This is a genomic window from Halomonas halophila (assembly GCF_030406665.1).
Classification (GTDB): domain Bacteria; phylum Pseudomonadota; class Gammaproteobacteria; order Pseudomonadales; family Halomonadaceae; genus Halomonas; species Halomonas halophila.
Genome location: NZ_CP129121.1, coordinates 1188534 through 1213155, shown reverse-complemented (window position 1 = coordinate 1213155; position 24622 = coordinate 1188534). Strand labels below are relative to the sequence as shown.

At 66.6% G+C, this 24622-nt stretch carries 27 protein-coding genes; 12 read left to right on the top strand and 15 right to left on the bottom strand.

The window, feature by feature from the left end:
* Nucleotides 1-38 precede the first annotated feature (38 nt).
* Complete coding sequence (locus tag QWG60_RS05485; RefSeq protein ID WP_146909180.1) at nt 39-1814, top strand: sugar phosphorylase; 1776 nt, start codon at nt 39-41, stop codon at nt 1812-1814.
* Nucleotides 1815-1923: 109 nt separating this feature from the next.
* On the opposite strand, the gene QWG60_RS05480 is transcribed toward QWG60_RS05485, so the two are convergent.
* From QWG60_RS05480 to QWG60_RS05470, 3 genes are all read right to left on the bottom strand, one after another.
* On the bottom strand, nt 1924-3141 hold the full coding sequence (locus QWG60_RS05480; protein WP_107182539.1) for a glycosyltransferase family protein: 1218 nt from the start codon (nt 3139-3141) through the stop codon (nt 1924-1926).
* Nucleotides 3138-4052 (bottom strand): HAD-IIB family hydrolase, encoded by a 915-nt coding sequence (locus QWG60_RS05475; protein ID WP_146909178.1) that lies wholly within the window; start codon nt 4050-4052, stop codon nt 3138-3140. The genes QWG60_RS05480 and QWG60_RS05475 overlap by 4 nt, the downstream gene beginning before the upstream one ends.
* Nucleotides 4053-4336: 284 nt before the next feature.
* On the bottom strand, nt 4337-4840 hold the full coding sequence (locus QWG60_RS05470; protein ID WP_107181595.1) for a porin family protein: 504 nt from the start codon (nt 4838-4840) through the stop codon (nt 4337-4339).
* A gap of 208 nt (nt 4841-5048) precedes the next feature.
* Between QWG60_RS05470 and QWG60_RS05465 the strand changes: the two genes are divergently transcribed.
* A complete protein-coding gene (locus tag QWG60_RS05465) occupies nt 5049-6185 on the top strand; it encodes an aminotransferase class V-fold PLP-dependent enzyme (RefSeq protein ID WP_035599468.1) in 1137 nt (378 codons plus the stop codon).
* Nucleotides 6186-6314: 129 nt separating this feature from the next.
* Here QWG60_RS05465 and QWG60_RS05460 read toward each other — a convergent pair whose 3' ends face one another.
* The 8 genes from QWG60_RS05460 to QWG60_RS05425 form a co-directional block, all read right to left on the bottom strand.
* Nucleotides 6315-6923 (bottom strand): Yip1 family protein, encoded by a 609-nt coding sequence (locus QWG60_RS05460; RefSeq protein WP_081945899.1) that lies wholly within the window; start codon nt 6921-6923, stop codon nt 6315-6317.
* 104 nt (nt 6924-7027) lie between these two features.
* Nucleotides 7028-7930 (bottom strand): heme o synthase, encoded by a 903-nt coding sequence (gene cyoE / locus QWG60_RS05455; protein ID WP_246124680.1) that lies wholly within the window; start codon nt 7928-7930, stop codon nt 7028-7030.
* A complete protein-coding gene (cyoD, locus tag QWG60_RS05450; protein ID WP_035599463.1) occupies nt 7930-8259 on the bottom strand; it encodes a cytochrome o ubiquinol oxidase subunit IV in 330 nt (109 codons plus the stop codon). Before cyoD ends, cyoE begins: the two co-directional genes overlap by 1 nt.
* A 1-nt stretch (nt 8260) precedes the next feature.
* Nucleotides 8261-8875 (bottom strand): cytochrome o ubiquinol oxidase subunit III, encoded by a 615-nt coding sequence (locus QWG60_RS05445; RefSeq protein WP_035599461.1) that lies wholly within the window; start codon nt 8873-8875, stop codon nt 8261-8263.
* Nucleotides 8876-10900, bottom strand: coding sequence for a cytochrome o ubiquinol oxidase subunit I (gene cyoB, locus QWG60_RS05440; RefSeq protein ID WP_035599459.1), 2025 nt, complete (start codon nt 10898-10900; stop codon nt 8876-8878). It abuts the gene before it with no gap.
* Between the two features lie 3 nt (nt 10901-10903).
* Nucleotides 10904-11908 carry a ubiquinol oxidase subunit II gene (cyoA, locus tag QWG60_RS05435; RefSeq protein WP_046079930.1) on the bottom strand — a complete coding sequence of 335 codons (1005 nt, stop codon included), beginning with the start codon at nt 11906-11908 and terminating at the stop codon, nt 10904-10906.
* A gap of 333 nt (nt 11909-12241) precedes the next feature.
* A complete protein-coding gene (locus QWG60_RS05430) occupies nt 12242-12922 on the bottom strand; it encodes a CBS domain-containing protein (protein WP_035599455.1) in 681 nt (226 codons plus the stop codon).
* A gap of 108 nt (nt 12923-13030) precedes the next feature.
* Nucleotides 13031-13747: a DeoR family transcriptional regulator gene (locus tag QWG60_RS05425; RefSeq protein ID WP_146909174.1), complete on the bottom strand. Its 717-nt coding sequence runs from the start codon at nt 13745-13747 to the stop codon at nt 13031-13033.
* A gap of 278 nt (nt 13748-14025) precedes the next feature.
* Here QWG60_RS05425 and QWG60_RS05420 point away from each other — a divergent pair, with 278 nt between their 5' ends.
* From QWG60_RS05420 to QWG60_RS05380, 9 genes are all read left to right on the top strand, one after another.
* Nucleotides 14026-14853, top strand: coding sequence for an outer membrane protein OmpK (locus QWG60_RS05420; RefSeq protein WP_146909172.1), 828 nt, complete (start codon nt 14026-14028; stop codon nt 14851-14853).
* 78 nt (nt 14854-14931) lie between these two features.
* A complete protein-coding gene (locus QWG60_RS05415; protein WP_035599452.1) occupies nt 14932-16200 on the top strand; it encodes a NupC/NupG family nucleoside CNT transporter in 1269 nt (422 codons plus the stop codon).
* Nucleotides 16201-16272: 72 nt separating this feature from the next.
* Entirely contained in the window at nt 16273-17055 is a 783-nt protein-coding gene (gene deoC / locus QWG60_RS05410; RefSeq protein ID WP_046079927.1) for a deoxyribose-phosphate aldolase, read from the top strand.
* Nucleotides 17055-18383: a thymidine phosphorylase gene (gene deoA / locus QWG60_RS05405; RefSeq protein ID WP_146909170.1), complete on the top strand. Its 1329-nt coding sequence runs from the start codon at nt 17055-17057 to the stop codon at nt 18381-18383. Before deoC ends, deoA begins: the two co-directional genes overlap by 1 nt.
* On the top strand, nt 18380-19606 hold the full coding sequence (locus tag QWG60_RS05400; protein ID WP_146909168.1) for a phosphopentomutase: 1227 nt from the start codon (nt 18380-18382) through the stop codon (nt 19604-19606). The genes deoA and QWG60_RS05400 overlap by 4 nt, the downstream gene beginning before the upstream one ends.
* Before the next feature lie 71 nt (nt 19607-19677).
* Nucleotides 19678-20412 (top strand): purine-nucleoside phosphorylase, encoded by a 735-nt coding sequence (gene deoD / locus QWG60_RS05395; RefSeq protein WP_146909166.1) that lies wholly within the window; start codon nt 19678-19680, stop codon nt 20410-20412.
* The gene (gene cdd / locus QWG60_RS05390; RefSeq protein WP_146909163.1) at nt 20409-20828 is read left to right on the top strand and encodes a cytidine deaminase; all 420 of its coding nucleotides are present in this window, start codon (nt 20409-20411) and stop codon (nt 20826-20828) included. Before deoD ends, cdd begins: the two co-directional genes overlap by 4 nt.
* 99 nt (nt 20829-20927) lie before the next feature.
* A complete protein-coding gene (locus tag QWG60_RS05385; protein ID WP_046079922.1) occupies nt 20928-21329 on the top strand; it encodes a gamma-glutamylcyclotransferase family protein in 402 nt (133 codons plus the stop codon).
* Between the two features lie 26 nt (nt 21330-21355).
* A complete protein-coding gene (locus tag QWG60_RS05380; RefSeq protein WP_046079921.1) occupies nt 21356-21676 on the top strand; it encodes a hypothetical protein in 321 nt (106 codons plus the stop codon).
* Between the two features lie 34 nt (nt 21677-21710).
* On the opposite strand, the gene QWG60_RS05375 is transcribed toward QWG60_RS05380, so the two are convergent.
* On the bottom strand, nt 21711-22046 hold the full coding sequence (locus tag QWG60_RS05375; RefSeq protein WP_146909161.1) for an antibiotic biosynthesis monooxygenase family protein: 336 nt from the start codon (nt 22044-22046) through the stop codon (nt 21711-21713).
* A 180-nt stretch (nt 22047-22226) separates the two neighbouring features.
* Between QWG60_RS05375 and QWG60_RS05370 the strand changes: the two genes are divergently transcribed.
* Complete coding sequence (locus QWG60_RS05370) at nt 22227-22970, top strand: dienelactone hydrolase family protein (protein WP_146909159.1); 744 nt, start codon at nt 22227-22229, stop codon at nt 22968-22970.
* Between the two features lie 97 nt (nt 22971-23067).
* Here QWG60_RS05370 and QWG60_RS05365 read toward each other — a convergent pair whose 3' ends face one another.
* From QWG60_RS05365 to QWG60_RS05355, 3 genes are all read right to left on the bottom strand, one after another.
* The gene (locus QWG60_RS05365; RefSeq protein WP_146909157.1) at nt 23068-23619 is read right to left on the bottom strand and encodes a cysteine hydrolase family protein; all 552 of its coding nucleotides are present in this window, start codon (nt 23617-23619) and stop codon (nt 23068-23070) included.
* Nucleotides 23620-23781: 162 nt separating this feature from the next.
* A complete protein-coding gene (locus QWG60_RS05360; RefSeq protein ID WP_146909155.1) occupies nt 23782-24108 on the bottom strand; it encodes a DUF7709 family protein in 327 nt (108 codons plus the stop codon).
* Nucleotides 24109-24234: 126 nt separating this feature from the next.
* A complete protein-coding gene (locus QWG60_RS05355) occupies nt 24235-24582 on the bottom strand; it encodes a DUF3024 domain-containing protein (RefSeq protein ID WP_107181609.1) in 348 nt (115 codons plus the stop codon).
* Nucleotides 24583-24622 lie beyond the last annotated feature (40 nt).

Genomic DNA, 24622 nt, shown 5'->3' with positions numbered 1-24622 from the left:
TGCATGCTTAAGGAAACCCCCAACGAGAGGCGATCGCCATGCCGGCACCCTCCCTTTCGACGCCACTTGGCGCCGAGGCCTTCCATGAGCGCGCCCATCGCCACCTGACGATGCTCTACGGCCCCCGCGCCGACGAGGTGCTGCGCCGGCTGTTCACCCTGCTGGCGCATCAGGCCCCCATGACGCCCCCGGATGGTGAGGCACCGCCCGCCCGTCCGCTGTGGAGTGAACGCGACCAGTGGCTGATCGCCTACGGCGACAGCCTGGTCGACGGCGAGCAGCCACCGCTCGACGTCCTCGACGACTTCGTCGCCGGCCGCCTCGGAGAGACCTTCAGCGGCGTGCACCTGCTGCCCTTCTTCCCCTGGAGCAGCGACGATGGCTTCTCGGTCATCCACTACCGCGAGGTCGATCCCAAACTCGGCGACTGGCCCCAGGTCCGCCGCCTTTCCCGTCGCTTCGATCTGGGGGTCGACCTGGTGCTCAACCACGTCTCACGGGAATCGCTGTGGTTCGCCGACTATCTCGGCGGCAACCAGCCGGGGCGCGACTACTTCATCGAGATGGATCCCGAGACCGACCTCTCGGCGGTGGTGCGGCCACGCAGCTCGCCGCTGCTGGTCAAGGTGCCGACCCGCCGCGGGCCCCGTCACCTGTGGGCGACCTTCTCCGAGGATCAGATCGACCTGAACTTCGCCAACCCCGACGTGCTGCTGGAGTTCGTCGGTATCCTGCTGTTCTACCTCTGCCAGGGCGCGCGAGTGATCCGCCTGGATGCCATCGCCTACCTGTGGAAGAAGGTCGGCACCTCCTGCATCCACCTGCCCGAGACCCACGAGGTCGTGCGGCTGCTGCGCGCCATCGCCGATCACGTGGCGCCGGGCACGCTGATCCTCACCGAGACCAACGTGCCGCACCGCGAGAACATCAGCTACTTCGGTCTTGAGAGGCTCGAAAAGGACGGCACGCCGCCGGACGAGGCGCACCTGGTCTATCAGTTCCCGCTGCCGCCGCTGCTGCTGCACACCTTTACCAGCGGCGAGGCCGGCACCCTGGCGGCCTGGCTGCGCAGCCTGCCCGAGCTGCCGCCGGGCTGCAGCTTCCTCAACTTTACCGCCAGCCACGACGGCATCGGCGTACGCCCGCTGGAGGGCTGGCTGCCCCACCACGAGGTCGAGGCGCTGCTCGAGCTGATGCACCGCTTCGGCGGCTTCGTCAGCATGCGTACCAAGGACGACGGCGAGGACTCGCCCTACGAGATCAACATCACCTGGTTCGACGCCATGAAGGGCACGAGACGCGGCGCGGACCCCTGGCAGATGCCGCGTTTCCTGTGCAGCCAGCAGCTGATGCTCGGCCTCAAGGGCATCCCGGCGCTGTATCTGCACGCGCTGACCGGCACCCTCAACGACATCGAAGGCATGGAACGCAGCGGCCGGCTGCGCTCGATCAATCGCCACCGCTGGGACCGTGGTGCCCTGGAGCGGCTGCTCGACAGCCCGCACACCTCGACCCACCAGGCCTTCACGGCGCTGACGCTGCTGCTCGAGGTCCGCCGCGACGAGCCCTGCTTCCATCCCGACGTGCCGCAGCGGGTGATCGAGACGCCGACGTCGCTGCTGGTCGTCGAGCGCGGCCCGCTGGACGACGGGCGCCGGCTTCTGGCGATCCACAACGTCACCGACCGCCCCCAGCCGCTGGCGCTGGAGGATCTGAACAAGGGCGTGTGGCGGAACCGGCTCGACGGCGAGATCTGGCAGGCGGAACATAGCCTGCCGCCCTACGGCGCCCTGTGGCTGGTACATCAGCCATAAGCTGGCAGACAGCGCAAAGAACACCGCCCCCATGGCAAGCCAATGGGGGTGGTTCTTCTTCCAGCTTCCAGGCGCGAAGCGCCGCTCTTCAAGCTTCCGGCTACCGACCTCAGTCCGGGGCGTTATCGGCTTCCACCACCTCGGCCATGCGCGGCAACAGGTCGGGGATGGCCGCCCGCACCCGGTTCCAGCTGGGAATGAAGGGACGCTCGCCGGGATTGTCGAGGAAGACGCCGCCGGCCTCGAGCAGGTTGGTGGCGAACAGCTCCACCGCCCGCTCCTCGCTGTGGCGGTCCAGGCTCAGGCCGTTCATCCGCGCGTCGTGGTCGTAGGCCTCGATCAGGTCCAGCGCCATGCGATAGTAGGTGGCCTTCAAGGTGCGGAAGCCCTCGGCGCTGAAGGTCACCCCCTGGGTCGCCAGCTTGCGGTAGAGCGCCTTGGCGATATCCAGGCTCATGCGATTGAGCCCGCCGGAGGCGTCCTCCTCCGAGACCGGCTGATGCTTGTGATCGTAGCTGTCGGCGAGATCCACCTGACACAGCCGCCGGGTGGTGTAGTGGCGATGGACCTCGGAAAGCACGCCGATCTCCAGGCCCCAGTCGGCGGGAATGCGGATGCCATCGAGCACCTCGGTGCGCATGGCGAACTCGCCGGACAGCGGATAGCGGAAACAGTCCAGGTACTCGAGGTACGGCAGCGGCCCGAACATCTGCTTGAGCGCGCGCAGCAGCGGCGTGACCATCAGCCGCGAGACCCGACCGTTGAGCCGCCCGTCGGCGATGCGGGGGTAGTAGCCCTTGCAGAACTCGTAGTTGAAGTAGGGATGCGCGACCGGATAGAACAGCCGCGCCAGCATGCCGCGGTCGTAGGTGAGGATGTCGCAGTCGTGCAGCGCCACCGCCTCGCTGCGCCCGGAAGCCTGCACGTAGCCGGCGCAGTACCAGACGTTGCGCCCCTTGCCCGGCTGCTGGGGCGCGAGGCCCTGTGCTTCCAGCTCGGCGTCCAGGGCGCGCAGCCCCGGGCCGTCGTTCCACAGGATGCGATGGCGCTGGGGCAGCCGCGAGAAGAACGCGCGGGCCCGGTCGAACTGGTCGCGATCGGCCCGGTCGAGGCCGATCACGATCTCGGCCAGATAGGGCACCCTGGCCAGCTCGTCGACGATATTCGCCAGCGCCGGCCCCTCCAGCTCGGAGTACAGCGAGGGCAGGATCAGGCTCATCGGCCGCTGTGCCGCGAAGCGCACCAGATCGTCCTCGAGGGCCTCGACCGGCCGACGGGTCAGATTGTGAAAATCGGTGATGATGCCGTTCTGGTGGAAATCGCTCATGGGCTGACGCTCCCCGTGTCATCGTTATCGGTGCTGGACTGGCTCATTTCCGGCCCGGGCCGGCGCCCCCCTCGCCCCCACCAGTGCTCCACCCCCTCGACCCAGCCGCTCGGGCCGCTTTCCCGGCTGCGGTAGAGCGCGGGCTGATGCGGCGATACCTGCAACCCGTGGCGGCCGCGGATCACCACCGCCTGGTCCACCGCCTCGAGCATGGCGATGTCGTTGGGCCCGTCGCCCAGCGCCAGGGTCAAGGGGCGCACGCCGCGCAGAGCCTCGTAGCGCTCGGCGAGCCAGTTCACCGCCTGCCCCTTGTCCGATTCCCCCGTGGCGTGCCAGAAGCGCCCACCCCGAACCAGGCGCAGGCCGTCGCCGGCGAGTCCTGCGCGGAAGGCCTCGAGGCGATCACCGTCGTCGTGCCAGATCAGCGGCTCGCTGCCCTCGCGCATCCGTGCCAGGCGCGCCTGCGCCTCATCGAGGCCGGTGAAGGCGACCAGATCGTCCAGCGGGATCTCGCTCATCGGCGTGAAGCGAACGTCCAGGCGCTCCCGCCACACGGCGAGACGCTGGCGAATGAAGCCGATATCGACGCCCAGCGTCCTGATCACCAGCCCGTCGGGGCCCGGCGATCGCTCCAGGCGGGCATGGCACCAGGCGGCAGGCAGCCCCACCACCGCGCCGTTCTCGGCCACGAAGGGCGTGTTCGTGAGGATCAGGGTCTGACGCAGGGTCAGCAGCTCGCTACGAGTCTTGCTGGTTACCGGGATCACCGCCACGCCGTCCTCGCGCAGCCGGTCCAGCCACCCGGCGGCCGGCGACCAGTCATAGGTCTCGTGATCGAGCAGCGAGCCGTCCAGATCGGTGAAGAGCAGCCGCGCCCCGAGGAGCCCGTGGCGGGAGGAAGAAGCGGTCATGGCAGCACCTTTGGTGACCTCGTTCGCCAAGGCCTTGCAGGTAACGTGCCAGACTGGCTGCGGGCAGCGCGGTGGCGGGGCCGGCCCGTGGCGCGACGCCCGGAGCGAACGACGGGCTTGCACCACGAGATGGCGGCCGCCTCAGGATAGGGCAGTGGCTCGCGCCATCAGGTGTCATCGTGCCGTGTGTGGCCTCGGAAACACAGACCATGACGCATCACGCCCCCGCCATGGGCGAGGGCGTGCGCGGGAAGCGTCGGGACAGGGAGCACCGCTCCAGGTCGTCAGAAGTGGTAGGTGGCGCCCAGGCTCACGGCATCGAAGTCGTAGTGCGATTCGTCCAGATAGCGCATGTAGTCGGCACCCAGCGAGAGGTTCGGCATCAGCGCATAGCTGGCGCCGCCGCCGTAGGACACGCCGCTCTCGGACTCCGCGCCGTCGAACTCCACCTCGGTGGCGCCCAGCAGGCCGTAGAGCTTGAAGCGTGAGGTGATCGGCAGCATGCCCTTGGCATAGCCACCCGCGAGGTAATCCAGCTCCAGGCCACCGTCCGAGCCGCCGGTCCCCAGATGCCCTTCCAGGGCGAAGTAGTCGTTGAAGGCGACACCGGCGCGCAGGCGCAGGCCGGTGCTGTCGCGATCGCCGGCAGGGCCGTCAGGGTCGAGTTCCCAGAACAGGGCATCACCGCCCACGTAGGGGCTCGGCTGATAGGTCATCGGGCTCTGGGCCTGAGCGTTGGCGGCGGCCACGAGGCAGGCCGCGGCGACGGGCATCAGCAAGGTCTTCATGAGGCTTTCTCCAGTTAGGAAACATTGTTTCCCTGCGCAGCGACCATTCTGGTACAAAGCGCTCCGCGATGCCATCACCTGCGGCGAGCGACGCCGAAATCGTGCCCGGCGCCCCTCCCCTGGCCTGAAGCCGGGATAGGGAATATCCTCTTAACGTGCAAGACGCCCTCCCTGCCTGGAGGTAGCGTGCCATAACATGGAGACAGCAATGGCCGGTTTACTGCCCGATGTCGACCCCGATGGACTGCTCGAGTACTCGGTGGTCTACACGGATCGTTCCCTCAACCACATGTCGCAGTGCTTCCAGCAGGTGATGCGCGATATCTCCACGTCACTGAAGCGGGTCTATCGTGCGCATTCGACGGTCATCGTCCCCGGCAGCGGCACCTACGGCATGGAAGCGGTCGCCCGCCAGTTCGCGACCGATCGACGCTGCCTGGTCATCCGCAACGGCTGGTTCAGCTATCGCTGGCACCAGATCCTGGAGCGCGGCAACATTCCCTCGGACCTCTATGTCCGCAAGGCCCGCCGCCTCGATGACGACGACCCGACGTCGCCGTTCACCCCGCCGCCCATCGAGGAGGTGCTCGAGGCGATCCAGGACCAGCAGCCCGACCTGGTGTTCGCGCCCCACGTGGAGACCTCGTCCGGCATCAAGCTGCCCGACGAGTACATCCGTCGGCTCTCCGAGGCCATCCACGACCAGAACGGCCTGCTGGTGCTCGACTGCATCGCCTCCGGCACCGACTGGATCGACATGCAGGACACCGGCGTCGACATCCTGATCAGCGCGCCCCAGAAGGGCTGGAGCGGCTCGCCCTGCTGCGCCATGGTGATGATGTCGCGCCTGGCCCGGGACATCATCGAGGAGACCGAGAGCTCGAGCTTCGCCTGCGATCTCAAGAAGTGGCTGTCGATCATGGAGACCTACGAGAACGGCGGCCACGCCTATCATGCCACCCTGCCCACCGACGCCCTGCGCACCCTGCGCGACGCCGTGGCCGAGGCGGAGGACTATGGCCTGGAGAAACTCCAGGACGAGCAGCTCGAACTCGGTCGACGGGCCCGGGAATTGCTCGCCCAGCATGGTTTCCAGAGCGTCGCCGCGCCCGGTTTCGAGGCCCCCGGCGTGATCGTGAGCTACACCAGCGACCCGGACCTGGCCGTCAAGTTCGCCGCCGGCGGCCTGCAGGTGGCCACCGGCGTGCCGCTGATGTGCAATGAGGGCGACGACTTCCGCACCTTCCGCATCGGCCTGTTCGGCTTCGACAAGCTGCACGCCCTCGACCGCACCCTGGCAACCCTCGACCAGGCCATGACTCGCATCGAGGCCACCGACGAGTAGTCCGTCCGGGGCCTGTCCCCCGGTATCGAGGCGACAACGCCGGAACCGGCAACGAACAGGGCGGCCCACGGGCCGCCCTGTTCGTTCCTTCTTCTGGCTGGAGTCACGACATGTCCGAGGCTGGCAGGATCAGCCACCGATCAGCGACAGGATGATGCGCTCGCCATAGCCCCACAGCAGCACGGTGATGCCGAGCAGCGCCTCCAGCACCAGCACCCCGATGGCGAGGGTCACGCTGGAGACGATGAAGCCTTCCTCGCTGTCGATGCCGAGGAAGGACGGGATGCCGATATAGAGCAGATAGGCGGTATAGCAGAGCCCGATGACGCCGGCGAGCATGCACAGCCAGATCAACGGATAGACCGCCACGATGCCGCTGACGAACATCGGCGTCGCCACGTAGCCGGCGAACACGATGCACTGGCTCTGGCTCGGCGGCCGAGTGAAGCGCTTGGCCATGTAGCGGATCACCTTGCCGACCGCATAGACCGCCGCCAGGATCACCAGGTAGAAAACGATCCCGGCGCCCAGCGCGTCCAGATAGCCAAGTTGGATGGTCGTGCCCCCACCGAGACTCCACCCGACCTGGGTGGTGCCGATGTAGGAACAGACAACGGGGATGGCTGCCAGCAGCAGCACGTGGTGCTCGTAGAGGTGGGTGAGCGTCTCGCGCTCTTCCTTGATCTGCTGCCACTCGCGCTTCGGGTGGGCGAGGATGCCCCAGGCATGTGTCAACATGGCACTCCCTCCTGCCGGGGACGGGCCGGGGTGGCCCGCCACACGATGTGTCTTCACCGGCAAGTATAGGCAGAGACCCGGGGGGGCTCGCCAACGGAAGCGTATCAGCCCAGGGCCGCCATCAACGGTGTGGCCGGCAGCAGGCTGGATTCCACCGACATCATCACGCTCAGCGCGGTGATGGTGAGGATGGAGAAGCCGAACACGCGCTTCGCCCACCGCTCGGCGTTGGTGGTCCAGTAGCCCTGCATGGCCAGGTACAGCCAGTAGGCGCCCATCACCAGTGCCACGGCGAAATAGCCGGGCCCGGCATAGCCCGCCACGCTCAACGCCAGGGAGGCGAAGAGGAAGGCCACGATGTAGCCGAGGATGTAGTGCTTGGCGGTGCTGATGCCACGCACCACGGGCAGCACGGGAATCTTCGCCGCCTCGTAGTCCTTGAAGCGGAAGATGGCGATGGCGTAGGAGTGCGGCATCTGCCAGATGCAGAAGATCACCAGCAGCGTCAGCGCGCCGGCGTCGAACTCGCCTGACACCGCACAGTAGCCCACCACCGGCGGCATGGCGCCGGAGAAGCTGCCCACCAGGGTGCCGTATTCGGAGCGGCGCTTCAGCCACAGGCTGTAGGCACCGACGTAGATGGCGAAGCCGAAGGCCGCCAGACCCACGGTCACGGCATTGGTGAACGCCGCCAGCAGACCGAAGCCCGCGACCCCGAGCAGGGTCGCGAAGCGCAGCGTTTCGGCGACCGACAGCCGCCCCTGTACCAGGGGCCGGCTGCGGGTGCGCTCCATCACCGCATCGATATCACGATCGATGACGTTGTTGTAGGCGCACCCGGATGCGATCACCAGGGACAACCCTGCCAGCGTGGCCAGCAGCAGCCAGGGATCGATCTGGCCCTGGGCGGCCAGGAAGAAGCCGCCCAGTACCGAGATGGCGTTACCGCCGATGATCCCTGGCTTGGTCAGCGCCAGATAGTCCCGACGCCGCGAGGAGGTCGCCATTACCCGATCATCATGTTCAGGTGAAGGTTGTACATGATCCATAAGGAACCTCCAATGACCAGGACCAGGATCGCCACGGTGAAGACGAAGGAGGTGAAGTTCCACCCCTCATCGGTCTTCGTGCTCATGTGCATGAACAGGATCAGCTGCACGAGCACCTGGGCCACGGCGGTGGCCACGATGATCAGCAGTGTAGCCGAGGTCGAGAGCGAGCCGGTCATCACCACCCCGAACGGGATGATGGTCAGCACGATGGACAGGATCAGCCCGATCACATAGGACTTGACGCTGCCGTGGCTATGCTCGGCATGGGAAGCTTGACCGCTCATATCACAGGACTCCCATCAGGTAGACGAAGGAGAAGACGCAAATCCAGACGATGTCCAGGAAGTGCCAGAACAGGCTCAGGCACATGATCCGCGGACGCGTCATCTCGGTCAGCCCCTTCTGCTGCAGCTGGACCAGCATCACCAGGATCCAGATCAGGCCGAAGGTCACGTGCAGGCCGTGGGTGCCGACCAGGGTGAAGAAGGCCGACAGGAAGCCGCTGCGATCCGGGCCGTAGCCGAGGTGGATCAGGTGCTGGAACTCATAGATCTCCAGGCCGATGAAGCCCGCGCCCAGCAGGAAGGTCACGGCGAGCCATGCCTTCACCTTGTTCACCTGATCGGCGTTCATCGCCAGCACCGCCATGCCATAGGTGAAACTACTCACCAGCAGCAGGAAGGTGCTGATCAGGATCAGCGGCAGGTCGACGATCTCTGCGGGGGTCGGCCCACCGGCCGTGCCCCGGAGGAGCACGGCGTAGGTGGCGAACAACGACCCGAAGATGATCAGGTCGCTCATCAGGTAGACCCAGAAACCGAAGACCTTGGTGCCTGCGGCGTCGTGGTGATCATGCTCGTGAGCATGATCGCCGTGGTTGCTCAGGGTATCAGTAGACATTTAGGCCTGCCCCCCTACCTGGGATGCATAGGATGAAGACTGCCGAACGTCACGCTCGACGCGCTGACGATGCTCGCGCTCGATGCGCTCGACTTCCGCAGCGGGCACGTAGTAGTCCACGTCCTCGCGGAAGACCCGCGCCAGGAAGACCACGAACATGCCGATGCCGCTGGCGATGGCCAGCCACCAGATGTGCCAGACCAGGGCGAAACCGAAGGCGGTCGACAGCAGACCCAGTACCGGACCTTCCCAGGTGTTCTTGGGCATGTGAATGTCCTGGTACGGCGCCTCGGACAGCGGCTGCTTGCCACCGTTGCGCTCTTTCTTCGTCCAGTAGTCGTCGACGCCCTCGATCTCCGGCAGGTGCGCGAAGTTGTAGAACGGCGCCGGCGAGGAGGTCGCCCATTCGAGGGTGCGCGCATCCCAGGGATCGCCGGTGACGTCCTGGTTCTGCTTGCGATCGCGGATGCTGACGTAGAACTGGATCAGGGTGCAGGCGATACCGGCGGCGATGATCAACGCACCGACCCAGGCCACGATCATCAGCGGCTGCCAGTCACCGTTCTCGTAGGACTGCATGCGGCGCACGGCACCGAAGAAGCTCAGCACGTAAAGCGGCACGAAGGCCATGTAGAAGCCGACCAGCCAGCACCAGAAGGAACGCTTGCCCCACTTCTCGTTGAGGGTGAAGCCGAAGGCCTTCGGGAACCAGTAGGTCAGGCCCGCCAGCATGCCGAACACCACGCCGCCGATGATGACGTTGTGGAAGTGGGCGATGACGAACAGGCTGTTGTGCAGCACGAAGTTGGCCGCCGGAATGGACAGCATCACACCGGTCATGCCACCCAGGGAGAAGGTGATGATGAAGCCCAGGGTCCACAGCACCGGCGAGGTGAACTCGATCCGGCCGCGGTACATGGTGAACAGCCAGTTGAAGATCTTCACGCCGGTGGGGATGGCGATGATCATCGTCATGATGCCGAAGAAGGCATTGACGTTGGCGCCCGCGCCCATGGTGAAGAAGTGGTGCAGCCAGACGATGAACGACAGCACGGTGATGGCGACGGTCGCCCACACCATGGTGCCGTAGCCGAACAGACGCTTGCGTGCGAAGGTCGCGATGACCTCGGAGAACACGCCGAAGGCCGGCAGGATCAGGATGTACACCTCAGGATGGCCCCAGGCCCAGATGAGGTTGACGTACATCATCATGTTGCCACCGAGATCGGTGGTGAAGAAGTTCATCCCCAGGTAGCGATCCAGCGTCAGCAGCGCGATGGTGGCGGTCAGGATCGGGAACGAGGCGATGATCAGGACGTTCGCGCACAGCGAGGTCCAGGTGAAGATGGGCATGCGGAACAGGGTCATGCCCTTGGTGCGCATCTTCAGGATGGTGACGAAGAAGTTGATGCCGGTCAGGGTCGTGCCGATACCGGATATCTGCAACGCCCAGATCCAGTAATCCACGCCGACGCCAGGACTGTAGTCGAGCCCCGATAGTGGCGCATACGCCAGCCAGCCGGTCTTGGCGAACTCACCGGCGAACAGCGACACGTTGACCAGGATCACGCCCGCCGCGAACAGCCAGAAGCTCAGGTTGTTCAGGAACGGGAAGGCCACGTCGCGCGCGCCGATCTGCAACGGCACCACCAGGTTCATCAGGCCGATGACCATGGGCATGGCGACGAAGAAGATCATGATCACGCCGTGGGCAGTGAAGATCTGGTCATAGTGCGAGGGCGGCAGGAAGCCCTCGGCCCCGGCCGACGCCATCGCCAGCTGGGAGCGCATCATGATCGCATCGGCGAAGCCGCGCAGCAGCATCACCAGCGCCACGATGAAGTACATGATGCCGAGCTTCTTGTGGTCGACGGAGGTGACCCACTCGTTCCACAGATAGCCCCACTTCTTGAAGTAGGTGATGGCGGCCACCAGCGCGAGCCCACCCAGGACGATACCGGTAATGGTCGTCATGATGATGGGATCGTGCGTCGGGATCGCCTCTAGGCTGAGTTTTCCGAACATGATTTACTCCGCTGCCTCCGCGCTCATGGGCGTGCCGTGAGACTCGGCCGAATCGCCGTGATCGTCGCCATGACCACCGCCGTGACCGCCGTGACCGAAGCCATCGGCGTAGCTGTCGGCGTACTGGGCCATGCGCTGCTCGTGATCGCCGCCGGCATGGAAGCTCTTGATGATGCTCTCGTAGAGAGAGGGGGATACCTCGGAGAAATACTGGATCTCGTTGTCCTCGGAAGGCGCAGCGAGTTCGTTGTATTCCGCCGGGTAGGTCAGGGACTCGGACGACTCGCGGACCTTGGCCACCCAGGCCTCGAAGTCTTCCTGGGAGCCCACATGGGCGTCGAAGGTCATGCCGGAGAAGCCCGCACCGCTGTAGTTGGTGGAGCGACCGGGATAGACGCCCGGCTCATCGGCGACCAGGTGCACGTCGTTGTCCATGCCGGCCATGGCATAGATCTGACTGCCCAGACGCGGGATGAAGAAGGCGTTCATGACCGAGCCGGAAGACACGCGGAAGCGGACCGGCGTATCCGCGGGGAAGGCCAGCTCGTTGACGGTGGCGATGCCCTGCTCGGGATAGATGAACAGCCATTTCCAGTCCAGCGATACCGCCTGGATCTCGATCGGCTCTTGCTGCTCTGCGGTCGGCTCGATGGGCTTGTGCGGGTCAAGGCTGTGCGAGGTGTACCAGGTCAGCACGGCCAGGAACACGATGATCACACAGGGAATGAACCACACGACCGCCTCGATCAGATTGGAATGGTGCCAATCCGGGCGGTAGGAGGCTTCGCGGTTACTGCGGCGATAGCGCCAGGCGAAGAGCAGCGTCATCACGATCACGGGAATGACCACGATCTGCATCAGACCGAAGGACGTGAGGATCAGGGTTCGCTGTTCTTCCCCGATCTGGCCCTTGGGGTCCAGCAGCGCCGAGCTGCACCCTGCCAGCACCAGGGGCAACACCGCCAGCAGCAAGACTCCGAGCTTGCGCAGGGGGGGAGTTCGATTCATGTTTCGACCTCGTCAGGCTTGGCGACAGGATAAATCCTGCTGACTTGTAGCAAGCACGCTACACAAAACCGAGACCTGTCCTGCGCCGGTTGACCCATGACCGCAGCAAAGGCTAACCATCGTGGAAAGGGCTCGGCTCACTCATGGCCAAACCCCCGCGAACGCCGCTATGGGGCGCGCGAGAAAGGGTCCGGCCGCGGGGAACGTATTGTGTAGTAAACGAGGAAAGGAGGAAAGGGACGATTTGCCGCAGCGTGTCGCACCGGCGATAACGCCGGCGCGGAAGGGAACGTTCGGGTCGCCGTCAGAGCAACCGCTGTAGAATCAATGGCCTCAGTAGCCGCCCATGCCCCGGGGCATGAAGCCGATGTGGTTCTCCACCGAGCGGGCGCCGGGCGCGTTCTCCGCCGCCACCTGCACGGCGAGACGCTGCTCCTGGCTGTCGACCAGCCCCCACAGCTGAATCTCACCCTCGCTGACGATGATGTTGAGGCGCTCGACCATCACCCCGGTATGACGCTCCACCTCCTGGAGAATCGCATCGCGGATCTCGCGGTCTTCGACGCTCGCCGCGGCACGGGGTTCCGCCACCGAGAAACCGCGCAGCAGATTGGCCCGGCTGACGATGCCCACCAGCCTGCCATCGCGCACCACCGGCACCCGCTTGATGCGATGCTTCTCGAGCAGGCGCGCGATCTCGTGAACCGGCTTGTCCTCATCGATGGTAACCGGTTCGCGGGTCATGATCTCGTGGGCCAGGCGGCCATGGGTCTTGACGTACTCGCCGGGGTCGTTGACCTCGAACATGCGCAGCCACCAGGCCTTGTCGCGCCGCTCGTCTTCCGCGCGGCGAATCAGGTCGCCCTCGCTGACGATTCCCAGTACCCGCTCGTCCTCGTCGACCACCGGCACGGCGCTGATGCCGTGCTCCAGCAGCAGGCTGGCAATCTCGCGCACCTCGCTGTTCGGCGACACGGTGATCACGTGTGGGGTCATGACATCTGCGGCGCGCATGGCAACTCCTCCGAGGCGATGAGAGTGAATGCGAGGACGCTCCCCGCCCCCTCAACATAGCAACTTCCCGCCACTCGTCCTTGACCACGAGCAAGTCTCGAGACGCTCTCAGTCGCCCGCTTCCTCGGCGATCACCTGATCCACCTCCTCGAGTCCGGCGAAGCGCGCCGGGCGCACCATGCCCTGCTTGCTGGCATCCACCACCAGCACCCTGCGCTGGGCGGTGGCGATCGCCGCCTGCTTGGGCGCCACCTCGTGGAAGTGGAAGCAGCTCAGCCCCTGGCGCTCGTCCACGCCGGCCGCGGTCAGGAACGCCTTGTTGATCCCGAAGCCCCGGATCGTCTCGCTCATGTCGTCGCTGGAGAACGAACGCGACGAGGCATGATAGACCCCACCCAGCAGCCACAACCGCACCCCCGGGCGCTTGCTGACCGCCTCGGCGATGTTCAGCGCATAGGTCACCACCGTCAGCGACATGTCGTCGGGCAGGCTGGCCGCCAGCGGCGCAAGGGTCGTGCCGCAGTCGATGAACAGAGTGTCTCCTTCTTCCAGCGTGGCCAGCGCCCGCTCGCACAACCGCCGCTTGGCCTCGGCGTTGCGGTCGCGCTGCACGGCCAGGTCGTAGACCGGGGCATGACGCGGGTCGCCGGCCAGCATCAGGTGCCCGCCGATCAACGCCAGGCTGCCGTCGGACCCCGCCAGGTCGCGTCGAATCGTCATCTCCGACACCCCGCACAGGGCCGCCGCCTCGGCCAGACGCAGGCTGCCGCCCTGCCCCAGCGCATGCTGCAGGCGCATCAGCCGCCCTTCACTTCGTTCGTTCAACGTATCCCTCTCCTGGTGCTGTCCACATCCCTCGAGGCGGCCGGCGCCGCACTCGTGCTCCGCGTTGACGCCCCCCCCCCTTCGCAGGGTTGCGGCGCCAAATGTGATTAAAATAACATTGTCATGTTACTCAAATAACAAGCTCGCCGCTCGCCATCCCGTTCGCCCCTCACGACCGGGCGCATGATCTCCCCGTCGACGTGAGCGACGGCTGGCCGCGTGCCAGGCACCTCACCCGACAACAACCGTCATCGACAACGTTCAGAGAAGCCATCCCCATGCCGATTTCCCTCGCCCCCTGCCACCGCGTCTCACTGGCCGGCCTGCTGCTGGGCGCCACCGCCCTGCCCGCCGCCGCCTCCGACGACGCCTCGACCTTCACCCCCCAGTGGTCGTTCGCCAACGCCTCGATCAACTACCTCGACTGGTCCGACGGCACCGAGGCACGCACCGCGAGCAACGCCGCCAAGGGCGACTTCTTCTACCTCGAGCTCGAGGGCGGCGTCGGCTTCGACTGGGGTGAATTCTACGGCTTCTACGATTTCGAGAACCCGCAGAACGACATGTCCGAGGAAGACGGCCGCGACAACCGCCGCAGCGCCGCCAAGGTCACCTCGCACATCTACCTCGGCGATACCCCCTTCTCGCTGTACTTCCACGTCTACGATTTCCGCGACTACGGCTTCGACAGCGAGGAGCAGGACCGCATCGCCGGCCTCGGCTATCGCCACACCTTCGCCAACGGCCTGTGGTTCAAGCCGTTCATCGGCAAGGCCTGGGTCGAGAGCGACGGCAACAGCTACAGCGGCGAGAACGGCTACATGGCCGGCTGGGTGCTAGGCTACGACTTCGAGGCCTTCGGCGAGGCCTTCAGCCTGACCAACTGGCACGAGCAGACCTTCGAGCGCGACGACGAGTACCTGCGCAGGAACTACGTCAACGGCCCGGCCAGCGAAGTGGGCACCAACGGCGCCGTGGCGCTGTGGTGGCACCCCATCGAGGAGATCACCACCGGCGTGCAGTACCGCTACGCGAACAACAAGCTGGGCACCGCCGGCGACTATCAGAACGCGATGATCTATACCGTCAAGGTCAACTTCCTGTAACCTCCCGCGCCTCGTGACCCATCGCCGGCCCCGAGGCGCGACCCGCGCGCCTCGGCCATCAACCACAAGGACATCCCCATGACCTTGCTCATGAGCCTGATCGGCATGCTGACGCTGATCGCCATCGCCGTGCTCTTCTCCAGCAATCGCCGCGCGATCCGCCTGCGCACCGTGGGCGGCGCTTTCGCCATCCAGGCCGGCATCGGCGCCTTCGTGCTCTACGTCCCGGCCGGTCAGGCGGTGCTCGCCACCGTCTCGGATGCCGTCAGTCAGGTGGTACTCTACGCCAACGACGGCATCGACTTCGTGTTCGGCGGTCTGGCCAACGCCGAGGCCTCCGGCTTCATCTTCGCGGTCAAGGTGCTGCCGGTCATCATCTTCTTCTCCTCGCTGACCGCGGTGCTTTACTACCTGGGCATCATGCAGTGGATCATCCGCCTGCTCGGCGGCGCCCTGCAGAAGGCGCTCGGCACCTCGCGCACCGAATCGCTCTCGGCCACCGCCAATATCTTCGTCGGCCAGACCGAAGCGCCGCTGGTGGTGCGCCCCTTCATCGCCAGGATGACCCAGTCGCAGCTGTTCGCGGTGATGTGCGGCGGCCTGGCCTCGGTGGCCGGCTCGGTGCTGGCCGGCTATGCCGCCCTGGGCATTCCCATGGAATACCTGGTCGCCGCCTCCTTCATGGCCGCCCCCGGCGGGCTGCTGTTCGCCAAGCTGCTGCTGCCCGAGACCGAGACGCCGGAGGACAGCGTCTCCGCCGCCGAGGAACGCCTCGACGAGGAAGAGAACCATCCCACCAACGTGCTGGATGCCGCCGCCTCGGGCGCCAGCTCCGGCCTGATGCTGGCGGCCAACGTCGGCGCCATGCTGCTCGCCTTCATCGGCCTGATCGCACTGGTCAACGGCATCCTGGGCGGCATCGGCGGCTGGTTCGGCATGGAGTCGCTGAGTCTCGAGCTGCTGCTCGGCTGGCTGTTCTCGCCGCTGGCCTTCCTGCTCGGCGTGCCCTGGTCCGAAGCCACCCTGGCCGGCTCCTTCATCGGCCAGAAGCTGGTGGTCAACGAGTTCGTCGCCTACATCAACCTCGCCCCCTACCTGGACGGCGAGCAGATGGTCGCCGCCACCGGCGAGGCGCTCTCCGACCATTCCGCGGCGATCCTGTCCTTCGCCCTGTGTGGCTTCGCCAACCTGTCGTCGATCGCCATCCTGCTCGGCGGCCTCGGCAGCATCGCCCCCAGCCGGCGCCACGACATCGCGCGCCTGGGCATCAAGGCCGTCCTGGCGGGTACCCTTTCCAACCTGATGTCCGCTACCCTTGCCGGCTTCTTCATCGCCCTCGGGGCATGAACCGGCGACACCGCGGCCTGTCGGGCGCGGTGTCATTCTTCTCAACAGGCCCCTTTGCTACAGGACCACGACATGACCGATCTGCAACGCGTTGCCCGCCAGGCCCTGCCGCTGCTCGACCTCACCAGCCTCAACGACGACGACACCGATGCCAGCGTCGAAGGCCTGTGCCAGCGCGCCAAGACGCCGATGGGCAACCCGGCGGCGATCTGCATCTACCCGCAGTTCATCGTCCCGGCGCGCCGCGCGCTGACCGCCCACCGCCTGAACGACAGCGTCAAGATCGCCACCGTCACCAACTTCCCCGACGGCGGCGACGACGTCATGCGCGCCGCCCGCGCCACCCGCGAGGCCGTGGCCTCCGGCGCCGACGAGGTCGATGTGGTCTTCCCCTACCGCGCGCTGATGGCCGGCGACGAAGGCGTCTGCCAGGACCTGGTCGAGATGAGCAAGGCCGCCTGCGGCGACGCCACCCTCAAGGTGATCCTCGAGACCGGCGAACTGAAGGACCCGGCACTGATCCGCCGCGCCGCCGAACTGGCCATCGAGGGCGGCGCCGACTTCCTCAAGACTTCCACCGGCAAGGTCGACGTCAACGCCACCCTGGAAGCCGCCGAGATCCTGCTCGAGGCGATCCGCGACAGCGGCCGCGACATCGGCTTCAAGGCCGCCGGCGGCGTGCGCACCACCGAGGATGCCGCGGCCTACCTGGAGCTCGCCGAGCGCATCATGGGCGCCGGCTGGATCTCCCCGGCCCACTTCCGCTTCGGCGCCTCCGGCCTGCTCGACGACCTGCTGATGAACCTCGGCGCCTTCGACGCCCCGGCCGCCGACGGCGACGAGGACGACTACTGATGCTTCCCCAGGAAGCCATCCGCGCCAAGCGCGACGGGCGGCCGCTGCCGCCCGACGCCATCCGCGAGCTGGTTTCCGGCATCGCCGACGGCCGCCTGTCGGATGCCCAGGTCGGCGCACTGGCCATGGCCATCTACCTGCAGGGCATGGACGACGCCGAGACGGTGGCGCTCACCGAGGCCACCCGCGACTCCGGCGAGGTGCTCGACTGGACCGGGCTCGACCTGCCCGGCCCGGTGCTCGACAAGCACTCCACCGGCGGCGTCGGCGATCTGGTCTCGCTGGTGCTCGGCCCCTGGGTCGCCGCCTGCGGCGGCCACGTGCCGATGATCTCCGGCCGCGGCCTCGGCCACACCGGCGGCACCCTCGACAAGCTCGAGGCCATCCCCGGCTACTCGGTCACCCCGGACACCGCCACCTTCCGCCGCCTGGTGAAGGATGCGGGCGTGGCGATCATCGGCCAGACCGGCAGCCTGGCACCGGCCGACAAGCGCCTCTACGCGGTGCGCGACGTCACCGCCACCGTGGAATCGCTGCCGCTGATCGTGGCCTCGATCCTGGGCAAGAAGCTCGCCTGCGGCCTTGACGCCCTGGTGATGGACGTCAAGGTCGGCAGCGGCGCCTTCATGCCGACGCCGGCCGCCTCCCGCGAGCTGGCCGAAGCCATCGCCACGGTGGCCAGCCGCGCCGGCACGCCGACCACCGCGCTGCTGACCGACATGAGCCAGCCGCTGGCGCCCTGCGCCGGCAACGCCGTGGAGGTGCGCGAGGCGCTGGCGGTGCTGACCGGCGAGCGCCGGGGCGGCCGCCTGCTCGAGGTCACCCGCACCCTGGCCGCAGAGATGCTGCTGGCCGGCGGTCTCGCCGCCGACCGCGACGCGGCCTTCGCCCGGCTCGACGAGCGGCTGGCCTCCGGCGCCGCCGCCGAGCGCTTCGCGCGCATGGTGGCCGGCCTCGGCGGGCCGAGCGACCTGCTCGAGCGCGCCGACGCCCACCTGCCCGCCGCGCCGGTGGTGCGCGAGGTCCGCGCCGCGCGCGCGGGCCATCTCGGCGCCATCGACACCCGGGCCGTGGGCATGGCGGTGGTCGAGCTCGGCGGCGGACGCCGTCATCCGGCGGACGCCATCGACCCGGCCGTCGGCCTGACCGACATCGCCGAGCTGGGCGCGGCCATCGCCGCCGGCCAGCCGCTGGCGCGCATCCACGCCCGCCGCGAGGCCGACGCCGAGCGCGCCGAGGCCCGGCTGCACGACGCCCTCACGCTGAGCGACGCGCCCTGCCCCGCGCCACCACTGATTCAGGACACCATCCGTCGGGAGGCCCCATGACCCGCGCCATCGTGCTCGTTCTCGATTCCTTCGGCCTCGGCGCCACACCGGACGCCGAGACCTTCGGCGACGCCGGCGCCGACACCCTGGGCCATATCGCCCGGGAATGCGCCGACGCGACCTCCCGCGGCCCGCTCGCGCTGCCGAACCTCGGCCGGCTGGGGCTGTTCCACGCCCACCGCGAGAGCACCGGCGCCTGGGCCGCCGGCATCACCCCGCCGCAGAGCGTCGACGGCGCCTACGGCGCGGCCAGGGAAATCTCCTCCGGCAAGGACACGCCCTCCGGCCACTGGGAGATCGCCGGCGTGCCGGTGCGCTTCGAGTGGGGCTACTTCAGCGAGCGCGAGCACAGCTTCCCGCCCGAGCTGCTCGAGGCGCTGGTACGCGAGGCCGGCCTGCCCGGCGTGATCGGCGACTGCCACGCCTCCGGCACCGAGATCATCGCCCGGCTCGGCGAGGAGCACGTCGCCAGCGGCAAGCCGATCGTCTACACCTCGGCGGACTCGGTATTCCAGATCGCCACCCACGAGGACGCCTTCGGCCTCGAACGCCTCTATGCGCTGTGCGAGATCGCCCGCCGGCTGCTCGAGCCCTACAACATCGGCCGGGTCATCGCGCGCCCCTTCACGGGCAAGAGCGCCGACGACTTCGCCCGCACCGCCAACCGCCGCGACTACAGCGTCGAGCCGCCCGCGCCCACGGTGCTGCAGAAGCTGCACGACGACGGCGGCCAGGTGGTGGCGATCGGCAAGATCGCCGACATCTACGCCCACTGCGGCATCTCGCGCACCATCAAGGCCAGCGGCCACGACGCCCTGTTCGACGCCACCCTGGACGCGATGGCCGAGGCCGGCGACCGCTCGCTGATCATGACCAACTTCGTCGACTTCGACATGGTCTACGGCCACCGCCGCGACGTGGCCGGCTACGCCGCCGCCCTGGAGGCCTTCGACGCCCGCCTGCCCGAGCTGCTGGCGCGCCTCGAGGACGACGACCTGCTGATCCTCACCGCCGACCACGGCTGCGACCCGACCTGGCCCGGCAGCGATCACACCCGCGAGCACATCCCGGTGCTGGCCAGCGGCGCCGGCCTCGCGCCCGGCTCGCTGGGCATCCGCGAGAGCTTTGCCGACATCGGCCAGAGCCTGGCCGCACACCTCGGCCTGGCACCCATGGACGACGGCACGAGCTTTCTTCCGGCCCCCAAAGCCCAGGCACGTTAAGCCCCGGCCCGACAGGACCCGGCTCAAAGACCCGGTTCAAAGACGCGGTTCAAAGACCAAGGAGACCGAACATGGCCACCCCGCATATCAAGGCCGAACGCGGCGACTTCGCCGATACCGTGCTGATGCCCGGCGACCCGCTGCGCGCCAGGTACATCGCCGAGAACTTCCTCGAGAACGCCCGCCAGGTGAACGACGTGCGCAACATGTACGGCTACACCGGCACCTACAAGGGCCGCGAGATCTCGGTGATGGGCCACGGCATGGGCATCCCCTCGGTGTCGATCTACGCCAAGGAGCTGATCACCGAGTTCGGCGTGAAGAGCCTGATCCGCGTCGGCTCCTGCGGCGCGGTGCGCGACGACGTGAAGGTGCGCGACGTGGTCATCGGCCAGGGCGCCTGCACCGACTCCGGCGTCAACCGCACCCGTTTCCTCGGCAACGACTTCGCCGCCATCGCCGACTTCGAGCTGACCCGCCACGCGGTGGACGCCGCCGCGGCCCAGCGCGTGCCGGTCAAGGTCGGCAACATCTTCTCCGCGGACCTGTTCTACGACCCACGCCCCGAGATGATCGACCTGATGCGCCGCTACGGCATCGTCGGCGTGGAGATGGAGGCCGCCGGCCTCTACGGCGTGGCCGCCGAGTTCGGCGCCCGGGCCGCCACCATCTGCACGGTGTCCGACCACATCGTGCGCGGCGACTCGCTCTCCAGCGACGAGCGTGCCACCACCTTCGACGAGATGATGACCGTCGCCCTGGAGAGCGTGCTGCGCGACGACGCCGCCCGGGAGGCACAGGCATGAGCGAGGTCCAGCCCGATATCGTCGAGGCGCTGATCGGCGTGCGCGACCACGCCTACGCGCCCTACTCGAACCATCCGGTGGGCGCGCTGATCGTCAGCGAGAGCGGCACCCGCTACGTCGGCGCCAACGTCGAGGTCGCCCACTACAAGGGCCTCTGCGCCGAGGCCTCGGCCATCGCCACCATGGCCAGCGCCGGCGAGCGCGAGCTGCGCGAGGTCTACGTGATCGGCCCCGGCGAGCACCTGTGCACGCCCTGCGGCGACTGCCGCCAGCGCATCCGGGAGTTCGCCACGCCCGAGACCCTGATCCGCGTGGTCGACGCCCAGGGCACGCTGCTGCGCCGCTACACCATGGACCAGCTGCTGCCCGACTCCTTCGGCCCCGAGAACCTGGGCCGCGACTCGGCGATGGACTGAGCCACGCTCTACCGTTGCCGCTCGCCCTCGACGCCCCGCCATCGTGCGGGGCGTTTTGGTAAACTGGGGAGCCGCTAGACCGCGGAAAGGACCGCCCCTATGCACAGCCCCGCCATCGCCATCGCGCGCACGCCGCTGGTCGCCGTCTACGGCACCCTCAAACGCGGCCTGCGCAATCACCACTGGCTGAACGGCGCCGACTTCGTGGGCACGGACGTACTCACCGGCGTCACCCTCTTCGACCTCGGCCCCTACCCCGGCGCCCGGCTCGAACGCTCGATGGGCGTGGAGATCGAGGTGTTCCGCGTCGATACCGCGGGGCTCAAGGAGCTCGACGTGCTCGAGGACTACCGTGTACGACGGCCGGCGAGCGGCACCTACGACCGGGTCGTGCATGCGACCGCCTTCGGCCCGGCCTGGCTGTACCTTTACAATCGCGACGTCGCGGGCTGCCCCGTGATTCGCGAGGGCGGCTGGCAGCCCCGCCAGTCCGTCATCTGACACCCACTTCACACAAGGAACCCGCCATGGGCCGTCTCTTTTCTCTGATCGTGATCGCCGGGCTGGCGTACGGCGGGCTCTACCTCGCCTACGGCATGGCCCTGAAGCAGGACGTGGCGCAGGCACTGGACGACATGGGGCTCACCACCGTGGACGTCGACGGCGTCGGCTTCGACCTGCTGGCCCCGCTCGGCACCGAGGCGAACGTCACCGCCGACGTGCACTACCGCGGCGCGGCCGCCAGCATCGACCTGACGGCGCACGGCCATCCGCTGTTCTCCGAAGAGGTCCGGCTCGAGCTCGGCGGGCTCCAGGCCCTGCGGCTGAGCATCGGCGGCGGGCAGTAACGACCCTTTCGTCGCCAACCCAATGTATCTATCGCTAGCCGCCGTTCTCCGAACGGCGGTCAATGAGATCGATCTCGGGTGCTAGAGGAATAGGCGACAATCGCTCCTGAATCGACTGTGCCATGAGTTCGGCCGCCTCACTATCAGGGGAGTCGGAGAGCCTTCGGGACGACTCCCAGGCTTGCCGACTCGGCCACTTCGCATAGGCCATCCACCAACCACTCTCGGAATAATGCAAGCGGGAGCCCAGCCCTCCTCGTTGTTCGCGGATGGCCTCGGTCATGCGACACCATCCTTCCTTGAAGGCCTCCTCCTTTCCCGGCGTCACCTTGAAGCGATACAGCACGTAAAACGCTTCTTGCTCTGTCATCACAGTCCCTCGTAAAAGATCATAAGCGACCCCATGACATCAGCCGGATCCGCGCCCGTCTCTCGCTCCGACTGAACTCATATGGCGACAAAAGTGCTTTAGCGGCATCAGCCCGTTGTGGTAGAGATTGTCTCCGTTATCAGGACATATCATCTGTTCCAACCACCATACGGAGCCTTCATGTCCCGCGCCATCGATATCCCCGCCGCCGACGGCACCATCGACGCCCATGTCTTCACGCCCGAGAACGCCGACGGCCCGCTACCGGCCGTGGTGCTGCTTACCGATATCGGCGCCCTGCGCCCCTGCTATCACGAGAAGGCTCAGCGCATCGCCGACGCCGGCTACGCCGTACTGATGCCCAACATCTACTACCGTGACGCGGCCGGCGAGATCGTGCCGGCGGGCCAGTCGTTCCGCGACCCGGACGTGCGGCCCACCCTGGTCGAATACGCCGGCCACCTGACGCCCGAGGCCCAGTCCCGCGACTTCGTCGCCTGGCTCGAGGGCATCGACGCCGCGCCGGAATTCGCCGAGGGCAAGGTCGCCGTGGTGGGCTACTGCCTCACCGGCGCCTTCGCACTTCGCATGGCGGCGGAACACCCCGAGCGCATCGCCGCCGCAGCCGGCTTCCACTCCGCCAACCTGGCGCAGGCCGACGACGCGCACAGTCCGGTGAAGGTGGTGAACCACATCGCAGGCCGCGTCTACTTCGGCCACGCCGACCGTGACGAGCTGCTGCCGCCGGAGCAGATCGCCCGCATGGACGAGGCCCTGGCCGCCGCGGGCGTGCACTTCACCACCGAGCTCTACCGGGGCGCTCCCCACGGCTACACCGCCAAGGACGCCACCGGCTCCTACCATGCCGAGGCCGACGAGCTGCACTACAAGCGGCTGCTGACGCTGCTGGAAGAGACGCTGTAAGACGCGTTACGTCCAACGAATAGGGCCCCGGTAACAAAACCGGGGCCGCATGTGTCACCGCTCAACCGTCACGGGCAAGAAGCACGTCGGCGTTCGATCACAAATGCTTGAGCATGTCCGACGTACTCGCGATCTCAGCATATTCGCCATGCAGATTGGCCAGCGACATGGCATGCACCTCTTCCGCCGACCGTGGAACGCCTGCATGGTCTTGCTTGGCGAAGGTGAACGTGGCGTCGCTGACCACGCTCACCTCGAACCCGAGGTTGCCTGCCGTGCGCACGGTGGATTCGACCGAGTTGCTGGTGCTCACCCCGACCACCACCAGCCGACGAAGATCGCGGACATGCAGCCACCGCTCGAGGCCACTGTGAATGAAGGCATCGGGCACGTGCTTCTCGACGACATGCTCGGAGGCCAACGGCGCCAGTTCGGGCTGGAATTCGGCCCCGGACTGGCCCGGCCAGAACGGTGACCCCGGCGTTCGCGAGATATGACGAACGTGCACGACCGGCCATCCCTTCTGGCGCCAGGCGGAAAGAAGCGCCTGGATATTCCGCTCGGCCTCTGGATTGTTGCGCTCGCCAGCGGTGGACTCCCCCATTCCACGCTGCATGTCGATAATGATCAGCGCTTCTCGTTGCTCCATCTCGCCCTCCTGCTTTGTCCCCATCACATTGCCCGACGGGGCGAGGCCAAACAACGAGACGGCATCTTCCGCCCGCTCTCGGCACCACGAAACCCGTGAGATGCGCCAGCGTTCATCTGCCCCCAAGCACGGCAACGCTTGGCGGTCGCCTGGCACGATTACTCAGCTTTTCTCGGCGAGATACTTTTGGGCGCACCGCCCGACGAAACTACGCCCGGGATTTGACCCGCCAATCCATTCATCCAACGAGAACAAGTCGAAAAGCCCCACTTTGACCAGAGTCGGCACGGCAGCTTCCAGCTCTTTCTCCACTTCGCCGCGCTCGCCGCCATTATACAGGGCGACGTTACGCAGCATCGTTGCCACCGTGCCTGTCTGTACTCTGCTGCCATCCTTGAGCGTCACCGCCGGGAGCTCTTCCCCTGAGGCCACGATCTTTTTATTGATCGCACCGAGCTGCTCGGTATTTTCTGGTGAATGCTCAGACATATCTAACTCCTCAAGAATTTATAAAGTTAACGCAGAGCTTAGCGGCGACCTTGTAATGGAGGCGAAGCCGCAATGAAAAGGGCGTCCGGCGGCCGCAGGCCGCGAACTACAACGCCTGGTTATGTGCTACCCGAAGAAACAGCCATTCTCATCGCCATTCACGATAGCAAAGAATTCCTCGATAGATCGTGACTCAGGTTCTGGCGTGTACAAATGCCACTTCAGATCGCTACGCATCCAGTAGATTTTCCAGCGCTGCGCTTTCTTCACGTAGGTAGCTTTTGCTACCGGTGATTCAATGATTGTGGACGGCTCCCGAAAATGAGGGCGGATCTCGACAATTTGCACGCTTTGGCCAGACACCCGAACGTCTATATCTAACTTGGGTCGGATATCGACTGGCGGCCTCCGATTTTCCAGAAACTCTGAAGCGGCCCGCTCAATTTTCTTCGATTCAAACTCACTGAATGCCATATGGATTCTCTATGGGAATGCCCACATAACCCCCGCATTT

Excerpts from the sequence above, each read along its gene's own strand:
- QWG60_RS05485 (WP_146909180.1), top strand. The coding sequence starts at position 39 with ATGCCGGCACCCTCCCTTTCGACGCCACTTGGCGCCGAGGCCTTCCAT.
- QWG60_RS05480 (WP_107182539.1), bottom strand. The coding sequence starts at position 3,141 with ATGAGCGATTTCCACCAGAACGGCATCATCACCGATTTTCACAATCTG.
- QWG60_RS05475 (WP_146909178.1), bottom strand. The coding sequence starts at position 4,052 with ATGACCGCTTCTTCCTCCCGCCACGGGCTCCTCGGGGCGCGGCTGCTC.
- QWG60_RS05470 (WP_107181595.1), bottom strand. The coding sequence starts at position 4,840 with ATGAAGACCTTGCTGATGCCCGTCGCCGCGGCCTGCCTCGTGGCCGCC.
- QWG60_RS05465 (WP_035599468.1), top strand. The coding sequence starts at position 5,049 with ATGGCCGGTTTACTGCCCGATGTCGACCCCGATGGACTGCTCGAGTAC.
- QWG60_RS05460 (WP_081945899.1), bottom strand. The coding sequence starts at position 6,923 with ATGTTGACACATGCCTGGGGCATCCTCGCCCACCCGAAGCGCGAGTGG.
- cyoE (WP_246124680.1), bottom strand. The coding sequence starts at position 7,930 with ATGGCGACCTCCTCGCGGCGTCGGGACTATCTGGCGCTGACCAAGCCA.
- cyoD (WP_035599463.1), bottom strand. The coding sequence starts at position 8,259 with ATGAGCGGTCAAGCTTCCCATGCCGAGCATAGCCACGGCAGCGTCAAG.
- QWG60_RS05445 (WP_035599461.1), bottom strand. The coding sequence starts at position 8,875 with ATGTCTACTGATACCCTGAGCAACCACGGCGATCATGCTCACGAGCAT.
- cyoB (WP_035599459.1), bottom strand. The coding sequence starts at position 10,900 with ATGTTCGGAAAACTCAGCCTAGAGGCGATCCCGACGCACGATCCCATC.
- cyoA (WP_046079930.1), bottom strand. The coding sequence starts at position 11,908 with ATGAATCGAACTCCCCCCCTGCGCAAGCTCGGAGTCTTGCTGCTGGCG.
- QWG60_RS05430 (WP_035599455.1), bottom strand. The coding sequence starts at position 12,922 with ATGCGCGCCGCAGATGTCATGACCCCACACGTGATCACCGTGTCGCCG.
- QWG60_RS05420 (WP_146909172.1), top strand. The coding sequence starts at position 14,026 with ATGCCGATTTCCCTCGCCCCCTGCCACCGCGTCTCACTGGCCGGCCTG.
- QWG60_RS05415 (WP_035599452.1), top strand. The coding sequence starts at position 14,932 with ATGACCTTGCTCATGAGCCTGATCGGCATGCTGACGCTGATCGCCATC.
- deoC (WP_046079927.1), top strand. The coding sequence starts at position 16,273 with ATGACCGATCTGCAACGCGTTGCCCGCCAGGCCCTGCCGCTGCTCGAC.
- deoA (WP_146909170.1), top strand. The coding sequence starts at position 17,055 with ATGCTTCCCCAGGAAGCCATCCGCGCCAAGCGCGACGGGCGGCCGCTG.
- QWG60_RS05400 (WP_146909168.1), top strand. The coding sequence starts at position 18,380 with ATGACCCGCGCCATCGTGCTCGTTCTCGATTCCTTCGGCCTCGGCGCC.
- deoD (WP_146909166.1), top strand. The coding sequence starts at position 19,678 with ATGGCCACCCCGCATATCAAGGCCGAACGCGGCGACTTCGCCGATACC.
- cdd (WP_146909163.1), top strand. The coding sequence starts at position 20,409 with ATGAGCGAGGTCCAGCCCGATATCGTCGAGGCGCTGATCGGCGTGCGC.
- QWG60_RS05385 (WP_046079922.1), top strand. The coding sequence starts at position 20,928 with ATGCACAGCCCCGCCATCGCCATCGCGCGCACGCCGCTGGTCGCCGTC.
- QWG60_RS05380 (WP_046079921.1), top strand. The coding sequence starts at position 21,356 with ATGGGCCGTCTCTTTTCTCTGATCGTGATCGCCGGGCTGGCGTACGGC.
- QWG60_RS05375 (WP_146909161.1), bottom strand. The coding sequence starts at position 22,046 with ATGACAGAGCAAGAAGCGTTTTACGTGCTGTATCGCTTCAAGGTGACG.
- QWG60_RS05370 (WP_146909159.1), top strand. The coding sequence starts at position 22,227 with ATGTCCCGCGCCATCGATATCCCCGCCGCCGACGGCACCATCGACGCC.
- QWG60_RS05365 (WP_146909157.1), bottom strand. The coding sequence starts at position 23,619 with ATGGAGCAACGAGAAGCGCTGATCATTATCGACATGCAGCGTGGAATG.
- QWG60_RS05360 (WP_146909155.1), bottom strand. The coding sequence starts at position 24,108 with ATGTCTGAGCATTCACCAGAAAATACCGAGCAGCTCGGTGCGATCAAT.
- QWG60_RS05355 (WP_107181609.1), bottom strand. The coding sequence starts at position 24,582 with ATGGCATTCAGTGAGTTTGAATCGAAGAAAATTGAGCGGGCCGCTTCA.